8 protein-coding genes and 1 pseudogene are annotated in these 9461 nt (G+C 63.8%); 4 read left to right on the top strand and 5 right to left on the bottom strand.

Features of this window, described 5'->3' with window-relative positions; genetic code table 11:
* Positions 1-297 (top strand): annotated as a pseudogene (locus Q0D45_RS19060) (acyl-CoA synthetase); the annotation flags it as partial.
* A 52-nt stretch (positions 298-349) separates the two neighbouring features.
* Here Q0D45_RS19060 and Q0D45_RS19065 read toward each other — a convergent pair.
* Complete coding sequence (locus Q0D45_RS19065; RefSeq protein WP_293396699.1) at positions 350-1456, bottom strand: CaiB/BaiF CoA-transferase family protein; 1107 nt, start codon at positions 1454-1456, stop codon at positions 350-352.
* 133 nt (positions 1457-1589) lie between these two features.
* On the opposite strand from Q0D45_RS19065, the gene Q0D45_RS19070 reads away from it, so the two are divergent.
* Positions 1590-2252 (top strand): TetR/AcrR family transcriptional regulator, encoded by a 663-nt coding sequence (locus Q0D45_RS19070; protein ID WP_293396702.1) that lies wholly within the window; start codon positions 1590-1592, stop codon positions 2250-2252.
* Positions 2253-2276: 24 nt separating this feature from the next.
* Here Q0D45_RS19070 and Q0D45_RS19075 read toward each other — a convergent pair whose 3' ends face one another.
* Positions 2277-3182 (bottom strand): LysR family transcriptional regulator, encoded by a 906-nt coding sequence (locus Q0D45_RS19075; protein ID WP_293396705.1) that lies wholly within the window; start codon positions 3180-3182, stop codon positions 2277-2279.
* A gap of 94 nt (positions 3183-3276) precedes the next feature.
* On the opposite strand from Q0D45_RS19075, the gene metE reads away from it, so the two are divergent.
* Both metE and tal read left to right on the top strand, forming a co-directional pair.
* Positions 3277-5541, top strand: a complete 2265-nt coding sequence (gene metE / locus Q0D45_RS19080; RefSeq protein ID WP_293396708.1) for a 5-methyltetrahydropteroyltriglutamate--homocysteine S-methyltransferase — start codon at positions 3277-3279, stop codon at positions 5539-5541.
* 87 nt (positions 5542-5628) lie between these two features.
* A complete protein-coding gene (tal, locus tag Q0D45_RS19085; protein WP_293396711.1) occupies positions 5629-6708 on the top strand; it encodes a transaldolase in 1080 nt (359 codons plus the stop codon).
* Between the two features lie 79 nt (positions 6709-6787).
* Here the strand turns inward: tal and Q0D45_RS19090 are convergent, their stop codons facing one another.
* The 3 genes from Q0D45_RS19090 to Q0D45_RS19100 form a co-directional block, all read right to left on the bottom strand.
* Entirely contained in the window at positions 6788-7147 is a 360-nt protein-coding gene (locus tag Q0D45_RS19090) for a PilZ domain-containing protein (RefSeq protein WP_293396714.1), read from the bottom strand.
* A complete protein-coding gene (locus Q0D45_RS19095; protein WP_293396717.1) occupies positions 7144-8157 on the bottom strand; it encodes a DNA polymerase III subunit delta' C-terminal domain-containing protein in 1014 nt (337 codons plus the stop codon). The genes Q0D45_RS19090 and Q0D45_RS19095 overlap by 4 nt, the downstream gene beginning before the upstream one ends.
* A 219-nt stretch (positions 8158-8376) precedes the next feature.
* A complete protein-coding gene (locus tag Q0D45_RS19100) occupies positions 8377-8979 on the bottom strand; it encodes a hypothetical protein (protein WP_293396720.1) in 603 nt (200 codons plus the stop codon).
* Positions 8980-9461 lie beyond the last annotated feature (482 nt).

A 9461-nucleotide genomic window follows, 5' to 3' on the forward strand; every position in this document is an offset into this window, starting at 1 on the left:
AGCCGCGAAGTCGAGGAAGCGCTGCTCACCCATGCCTCGGTGTCGGAAGTCGCGGTGGTCGCCCTGCCCGATCCGAAATGGATCGAAGCGGTCAGCGCTTTCGTCGTGCTCCGCGATGGCGCGTCCGTCACGGCCGAGGAACTGATCGCCCACTCGAAGCTGTCGCTCGCGCCCTACAAGGTGCCGAAGCAGGTGATCTTCGTCGACAACCTGCCGCGCAACACCGCCGGCAAGATCCTCAAGCGCGACCTGCGCAAGGCGCATACCGGGTCCGACACGATCTTCGCGACCGGCTGAGCGAGAACAACGCTTCCGATTTTTCGGAAGCGCTGTATCGAAGCAAGACAACTCAGACGCGCAACGGCCCGAGCACAGCCTCGTTGTCGGCACCGAGCTTCGGCGACTGGCCGTTCACGGCCAGTGCATTGTCGAAGAAGATCGGCAGATTGAACGCCGGCTTGCCGTTGTCGTCGACGACCATATTGCGGGCAACGACCTGCTCGTTGTTCAGCGCTTCGCTCGGGGTCAGGATGGCGCTGACGCAGGTTTCCTCGTGGGCGAGTAGCGCCTCCCATTCGTCCCGCGTGCGGGTCTTGAACAGAGCGATCAGTTCCTCGCGCAACGGTGCGCCGGCCTTGCCGGGCGCGGCGGGCAGCTTGGCCAGATCGGCGCGGCCAGCGAGCTTCAGCACTTCGGCGAAGAACTTCGGCTCCAGTGAACCGACGGCCAGATGTTTGCCGTCGCTGCATTCGTAGACGGCGTAGTTCGGCAGCGCACCGGACAGGAAATCGCCACCGCGTGGTGGTGCCTTGCCGAAGCTGCGGATCGCCGACAGTGACAGCACCTGCATCGCCAGGGTGGCGTCCATCATGCCGACGTCGACGAAGCTGCCGACGCCGCTGGCACGGGCGCCAATGAGTGCTGCGAGAATGCCGACCGCGCAGCTCAGCGCGCCGCCAGCGATATCGGCGACCTGCAGATTGCCGACCACCGGGCCGGACGCTGCGTTGCCGGTCTGCTCCAGTTCGCCGGCGTAGGCGCGGTAGTTCATGTCATGGCCGGGACGATTCCGGTACGGGCCGGTCTGGCCATAGCCGGTCAGTGCGGCGAACACCAGGCGCGGATTGATCGCTTTCAGCACCTCGTAGCCGCAGCCGAGACGATCCATGACGCCGGGCCGGAATGATTCGACGACCACGTCGGCATCGGCCACCATCTTCTTGAACAGCGCGACATCGGCGGCCTGGCGCAAGTCCAGGGTCACAGATTTCTTGCCGCGATTGACCGCCGAGAACATCTCCGCCGACATCGCCCGCGCGTAGTCGCCGCCGTTCGGTTCCTCGATCTTGATCACCTCGGCGCCGAGCTGGGCGAGATACAGCGTGCAGAACGGGCCAGGCAGCAGGCGGGACAGATCGAGCACGCGGACGCCGTGCAGCAGCGGATTGGAGGTCATCGTTCGGGATCGGATGGATGTTGGGTGGGCTGGTCAGCAACGGCGATTTTACATACAGTCTGGACGGTATCGTAATTTCCCCTGTCTCCCCAACTTCATGCCGATCAGCGCTGCGTCTCCTGCCCCAAAGAAGTTGCGCCGCACCCAGGCCGAGCGCAGCGACAGCATGCGCAGCCGCCTGCTCGAAGCGACGCTGCAAAGCCTCGCCGAAGACGGCTATGCGGCCTCGACCCTGAGTTCGATCGTCCGCCGCGCCGGCGTCTCGCGCGGCGCTCAGGTGCATCACTACCCGAACAAGCAGGCGCTGATGCTCGACGCCGCCGAGGATCTGCTGCGCCGCACTTATCGGCAGCTGGGTGAACTGCTGCTGTCGATCGGCGACGAGGACGACCGGCTGACGCGGCTGGTCGAAGCGGCCTGGGATCAGGTGTTCTCGACGCCGCTGTTCCACGCCTATACCGAACTGCTGGTCGCGTCCCTGCGCGACGAAAATCTGGCCGAGGCGCTCCGTGAGTTACTGAAGCGCGTGCAGAGCGTATTCGCGCCGGCGGTCGAACATTACTTCGAGCCCAACCCCAAGCTCGCCGGCACCAGCAAGGCCGATCTGCATGCGCTGTTTCAGCAGCTGAGCTGCTTCCTGGTCGGCCTCGCGACCCAGGCGCATCTGATGAAGGATCGCGCCCAGGTACAGGCGCATCTGGCGCTGTGGGCACGACAGGCGGGTCTGGTGATGAAAGCTCGCAAGGGCGTGCGCTTGCCGCCGCCGAGGCCCGAGGCCTGGCCGCGCAAGCGTTGATCGGGGGGCTGAATCAGAGGTTGATCAAAGCACGCCCGAGCAGCGGCGAACTTCGGCCAGGAAATCGCTCATGAACGGCTTGGCGGCGAGACTTTCGGGAAGCGCCGCGTACAGATCGCAGCGCAGACCATTCGGGCCCAGCGGCTTGCCGATCACGTAGCTGCGCGCCAGGTACGGCGCGATGCTCCATTCAGGCAGAGCCGCGATGCCGCGGTTGCTGGCCACCAGTTGCAGGATGGCGACGGTGAGTTCCACCTTGCGCCGCTGGGTGCTGACGCCTGCCGGCGCCAGGAAGTGGCGAACGACGTCGAGCATGTCCTCGTCGACCGGATAGCTGATCAGCGTTTCGGCTCCGAAATCGGCAGGCTCCAGAAACGCCTTGCGGGCCAGCGGATGACGCGGCGACAGGATGGCCAGGGTTTCGTAGCTGAACAGCTTTTCCACGACGACGGCAGCGCGTGCCGGCGGCCGGTCATGGATCACGGCGAAATCCGCAGCCCCTGATTCGACCAGCGCCATCGGATCGATCTGGAAGCCGCCGACCAGATCCAGCTCCACATCCGGCCAGTGCTCGCGGAAGGCATCCATCGCCGGCATCAGCCAGTCGAAACAGGTGTGGCATTCCACCGCCACCCGCAGGGCTCCGCTACGGCCTGACACCCATTGCGCGACCTCGCGTTCGGCCTGCGCCGTCATCGCCAGCACCGCGCGCGCCAGTTCCACGAGCTTGGTGCCGGCCTGAGTGAAGCGCAGCGGCTTGGTATTGCGCTCGAACAGGGGCGCGCCGTAACGCGCTTCCAGCGCTTTCAGCTGATGCGACAGCGCCGACTGGGTGACGAACACGCGCTCCGCCGCCTTGCCGAGCGAACCGGTCTCGGACAAGGCCAGCAGGGTTTGCAGGTGACGCATCTCCAACGGCGACTGAGCCATGAATGAAATTCATCTAAGTGGTGAAAACACTGCGATTGAATCATGAGTGTGCTGCCGTGACCATGCCTGCCCCCTTACACGCCCGATTCCGAACATGACCGTCGCCCACATCCTTGGCTTTCCCCGCATCGGCTCGCGCCGCGAGCTCAAGACCGCGCTCGAAGCGCACTGGAGCGGCAAGCTCGACGAAGCGGGTTTGCAACGCGTTGGCCAGGACCTGCGCGCGCGGCACTGGCAACTGCAACGCTCTGCCGGGCTGGACGTGGTCACCGTCGGCGACTTCGCCTGGTACGACCATCTGCACACCGTCACCGCGCTGTTCTCCGCTGCACCGGCCCGTTTCGGCCTCGGTGGCCGAGTCGATCTCGCCGGCTATTTCGCGATGGCGCGCGGCACGGCCGAGCAGCCGGCGCTGGCGATGAAGAAGTGGTTCGACACCAACTACCACTACCTGGTCCCCGAGATCGGGCCGTACACCCGCTTCAGCTTGAACCGCGACTGGCTGCTGCCGGAAGTGCGCGAAGCGCTGGCGCTGGGCCACAAGGTCAAGGTGGTGCTGCCCGGCCCGCTGACCTGGTTGTGGCTGGCGGCCAGCGAGCCGGATTTCGACAAGTTGAAGCTGCTGAGCCTGCTGCTCAACGGCTACTTCGTGCTGCTCGCCGAGCTGAAAGCGCTGGGCGTGCAGTGGCTGCAGATCGACGAACCGATCCTCGCGCTGGATCTGCCGCCGGACTGGCTGGCGGCGCTGCCGGTGGTCTATCGCGAACTGGCCAGCGCCGGTCCGGCCATCCTGCTGGCCACCTACTTCGGCGGCGTGGCCCAGCACGCACAGATGCTCAAGCAGCTGCCGATCGCCGGCCTGCATCTCGATCTGGCCCGCGCGCCGCAACAGCTCGACGTTTTCCTCGCCGATTGGCCGCGGGACAAGATCCTGTCGCTGGGCGTGGTCGACGGCCGCAACCTGTGGCGAGCCGATCTGGCGCAGGCGCTGACCGGCCTGCGCGATGCCAGCGCGATCCTCGGCGACCGGCTATGGGTGTCGGCGTCCTGCTCGCTGCTGCATGTGCCGACCGACCTCGCCCACGAACACAAGCTCGATCCCGTGCTCAAGCGCTGGATGGCGTTCGCTACCCAGAAGCTGGAAGAAGTTGCTCTGCTCCAGCGCGCGCTCGACGATGGCGAGGACACCATCCGGGACGCGCTGCAAGCCTCCACGGCAGCGGCGCAAACGCGACGGCTGGCAACCACCACCTTGCGCCCGGAAATCCGGGCCAGAGCCGCCGCCTTGTCCGAGGCTGATGCCCGCCGCGGCGCGCCGTTCGTGTCGCGCATCGTTCAGCAGCAGGCGGTGCTGAATCTGCCGCCACTGCCGACCACGACGATCGGCTCGTTCCCGCAGACCGCCGAGATTCGTGCCGCGCGCGCCGCGTTCAAGGCCGGCAAGCTCGGCGAACAGCACTACCGGCTGGCGATGCAGGCGGAGATTCGCTACGCCGTCGAGCAGCAGGAAGCGCTGGGTCTCGACGTGCTGGTCCATGGCGAAGCCGAGCGCAACGACATGGTCGAGTACTTCGGCGAGCAGCTCGATGGCTATTGCTTCACCGAGAACGGCTGGGTGCAGAGCTATGGCTCGCGCTGCGTCAAACCGCCGGTGATCTATGGCGATGTCGCGCGGCCGCTAGCGATGACCGTCGAATGGGCGCGCTACGCGCAAAGCCTGACGACCAAGCCGATGAAGGGCATGCTCAGCGGCCCGATCACCATGCTGTTCTGGAGCTTCGTGCGCGACGATCTGCCACGCCGTGAGGTCGCGCTGCAGCTGGCGCTGGCCTTGCGGGACGAGGTCTGCGATCTCGAAGCGGCCGGCATCAAAGTCATCCAGATCGACGAGCCGGCGATCCGCGAAGGCCTGCCGCTGAAGAAGGCCGACTGGCCTGCGTATCTCGATTGGGCGGTGCGCGCGTTCCGCGTCTGCGCTTCCGGCGTCCGCGATGAGACGCAGATTCACACCCACATGTGCTACTCGGAGTTCAACGACATCCTGCCGGCTATCGCGGCGATGGATGCCGATGTCATCACCATCGAAACCTCGCGTTCGCGGATGAAGCTGCTCGATGCCTTCGCCGAGTTCCGCTATCCGAACGACATCGGCCCCGGCCTGTACGACATCCATTCGCCGCGGGTGCCATCCGCTGGCGAGATGAAGACCTTGCTCGATCGGGCGCTGTCGGTGGTGCCGGCCGAACGTCTCTGGGTGAACCCGGACTGCGGGCTCAAGACCCGTGCCTGGCCAGAGACCGAAGCAGCGCTGCGGCTGATGGTCAGCACCGCGCGGCAGGCTCGCGCGAGCCTGGTCTGACGCCGAAGTGCCGCTTGATGTGTCGGGCCGCTGCGGATCGGTAGAATCGGGCTATCCCCCGTGCCACTTCATACCGATCCGCTCCGCATGAATCCTGCAAACCGATTGCACGCCCTTGGCCAGAGCCTCTGGCTCGACAACATCACCCGCACCCTGGTGCAGGACGGCACCCTCGCCCGCTACATCCGCGACATCGCGGTGACCGGCCTGACCTCGAACCCGACGATCTTCGAGCAGGCGATCAAGAACGGCAGCGTCTACGACGAAGCGATTCGCAGCAAGGCGGCCGCTGGTCTGAGCGACGAAGCGCTGTTCTTCGAACTGGCGATCGAGGATCTGTCGGCCGCCGCCGATCTGTTCGCGCCGGAGTTCGAGCGCACTAACGGTGTTGATGGCTGGGTGTCTCTGGAAGTGTCGCCGCTGTTGGCTGATGAGACCGAAGCGACGGTCAATGCCGCAGTCGATCTGCATGCTCGGGCTGCCAAGCCGAATCTCTACATCAAGATTCCGGGCACCCCGGCCGGCATTCCGGCGATCGAGGAAGCGATCGCCGCTGGCGTGCCGGTCAACGTCACCTTGCTGTTCTCCGCCGAGCAGTACCTGGCCGCGGCAGAAGCCTGGGCGCGCGGTATCGAGCGTCGTCTCGATGCCGGTCTGCCGGCCAATGTGTCGTCGGTCGCTTCGGTGTTCGTCAGCCGTTGGGATGGCGCGGTGAAAGCGCAATTGCCGACCACGCTGCATAACCGCTTGGGCGTGGCGATGATGGGCCGCTGCTATCGCGAGTACCGCAAGCTGCTGATCTCGCCCCGCTGGCAGAAGCTCATTTCGGCCGGTGTCTCGCCGCAGCGCCTGCTGTTCGCCAGCACCAGCGCCAAGGATCCGGCATTGGGCGACAGCTACTACGTCGATGCGCTGGCAGCACCCGACACGGTCAACACCATTCCCGAGAAGACGCTGCTCGCCTACGTCGACAGCGGCAATCCGGGGCCGCTGCTGCCACCCACCGGCGGCGATTGCGAAACAGTGCTGGCGTCGATCGCCGCGGCCGGTGTCGACATCGATGCGCTGGCCACCAAGCTGCAGCGCGATGGTGCCGCTTCGTTCGTCAAATCCTGGCAGGACCTGATTGCCTGTCTGGCCGAGAAGAGCCAGAAGAAGCCCAGTTAGACCCGCTTCCTTCGAACACTACAAACAACTGTCATTCCCGCCTGCGCGGGAATGACGTGAGGAACGGCCGCAGCCGACCTCACATCGTGTGCGTAGGCTTGTCCGCGCTGACACCGGCGAGATAAGCGTCGATCTTCTTCTGGGTATCGCCATTGTCCTGGCCGCTGAACTGCACGCCGATGCCCTGCTGGCGCTTGCCCTGGGCATTGCGTGGCGTCAGCCAGACCACTCGGCCGGCGACCGGGATGCGCTCCGGGTCGTCCATCAGGGTCAGCAGGATGAACACCTCGTCGCCGAGCCGGTATTCCTTGTTGGTCGGAATGAACAGGCCGCCGTTCTTGATGAACGGCATGTAGGACGCATAGAGCGCCGGCTTGTCCTTGATGCTGAGCGTCAGGATGCCGGGGGACGGCGCACCGGGACGAGTCGTGGTGTTCATGTCCGAGGATTCTGCGCAGCGCGGCCGGCCCGTGCAAGGAGCGCGATCCAGCCGATCAGCAGGGATTCGATCACCAGCTTCTTGTCGGCCGCACCGTGGATGCGTTCGAGCGCGGTCTGCGCCTCGGCGACATAGCGATCGAGCAGTTCGGCCGGCAGCCTTTGCGCCAGCGCGGTTCGAGCCTCGTCATCGGTTCGTGCCCCCAGCCGCGCGCGCAGCAGCGACGCCAGCCAGCCGTACAGCCACTGCACCCAGCCGGCCGGATCAGCTTCGTTGATCGCCGCCGCCATCGGCACCGGCTCGCCGCGACCATTGGCCAGATCGAGCAGGCCGCGCGCCCAGTCGGCCCGCACGGCGACACCATTGCCGGCCAGCAGCTCGATCGCTTTCAGCGGCGCGCCGGAAGCCAGCTCCAATGCCTGACCAAGTGCGGCCTCATCGAACTTGCCGCCGCTCGCTTGACGCATCCAGCTCAATGCGATCTCGCGCGCCGGTGCGGCGATCGCCAGCCGCTGGCAACGGCTGCGCAGGGTTGGCGCCAGTGCTTGCGGACGGCTGCTGACCAGCAGCAGATGACTGCCCGGCGTCGGCTCCTCGATGGTCTTCAGCAGCGCGTTGACGCCGTTGACGTTCAGCGAATCGGCCGGATCGATGATCGCGACCTTGGCGCGGCCGTCGTACTGGGTGATCGTCAGCTTCTCGCTGAGCTCGCGCACGGCGCTGATCGGAATGTCGCGCTTGCCTTCCTCGACTCGCAGCAGAAAGTAGCCGGAATGCGCTTCGCTGAGCACCTGCAGGCAGTCGGAGCAGGCACCGCAGGCGGTGCCGTCGGCGGCGCGTTGGCGGCACCAGAGTGCTGCGGTGATGCAAGCCGCGAAGTGGCGTTTGCCAGCGCCCGGCGGCCCGGCGATCAGCAGCGCATGGCCCAGACGATCGTCCCGCATCGACGCCGCGACCGTCGTCCACAACGTGCGTTGCCAAGGCAGTGGCTGGAAGTTCGGCATGCTCATGGCGGTGCTGCAAAGGGAGTGGAAAGCATAACGCGATGATACCAGCGGCTTTCTTCCAAGCCTTGGCTAAACTTCGAACAATCGACTGCTTGCGGCGTAGTCTCTTGCGAACAGCGAATGGCCGGGGTGGAATCTGGAGCTTGGGCAAAGAACCCCGGATTGCCCCGGCGACTCAGCGCCGTGCCAAGCCAGCAGAGATAGGTGTTGTAATCGTCTGCGTCACTTCCGAAGTTCGGGGGCGGCAAGAAAAATTTCCTGCATCTTGAGAAGAGCATCTTCTGATGCAAGTTTGCCGCTGAGTGAGAAATCAGATTTGAATTGACTGAACTCAGCTTTGCCTTCGCCCGTCACTGCATAGGTCGAAATAGTCTTGCCATTGGCATCTACAACATCACAAGTAAGCGCCACGGTAAAGTCGGTCGGCGGCCATGTAAGCCCGCTTGAAGACTTTGAAGTGGTAGCTATTTGCGGAGTCAGAACAAAGCTCAGATTGTCACGCTTGATCACTTCAGAGTCCGCAGGGTCCTTCATCAGCGTCACGCTGGCGAAAACGTTTGAAAGCATTTTGTAGAATGCGGTTTCAGTATCTCGGTACGGATGATAGGTAACTTTGTCTCCGCCACCTCCTGGCGTTGTCACTTCCGCACTCCGATTCGTTTCGGCAAGGTAGTAGCCGACATTCTTCTTGATTGGAACGGCACCGGCGGGAACCACGATCTTGCTGATGTCCGGGCTGATTACCATTGAGTGCGCGCAGCCGGCGATAGCACCGAGAAATGCACACAGAAAAGCAATTCGAGTAACTGCTCTAAGAAAATTCACGCGTGTATTCCTCAATTCTTGAGAGCGGCAACAAAGGCTGGGTCAGCAAAGAGATTTGAGAGTAGTTCTTGTACGAGAAGCGAATAACTTTGCTGCGCGCGAGGAATCGCAATGCCCCCCACGAACGACGACTCCCACTCAATGTGCGCTGATTTATCAGCAGAATAGCGAATAATATTGTCATTCTTGACAACGAAATGTGCGGCAATATCACCTGTTCCTACAGACAAACCACTGGAATCAAGATCATTTTTCTTCAGCGCACCACTGACCTCGATCTTTGAGTCAGCAGCGAATCGATTAGCCAGTTCCAGATCTTGCTTAAGCGCAATAGCAAGATATTCAGCATATGACGCGCTATGGAAGCTCTGAATAACCCGCGCCGAGTGGAGTCACACGTCGTGGATAACGCTTGAAGCCGCCGATCTGGCGATTTTCCGCTCAATCTACTGCTGCGGGGCTTTGACGCGCCCCGGTTTTCC

It is taken from the genome of Nevskia sp., from assembly GCF_023266035.1.
Lineage (GTDB): Bacteria > Pseudomonadota > Gammaproteobacteria > Nevskiales > Nevskiaceae > Nevskia.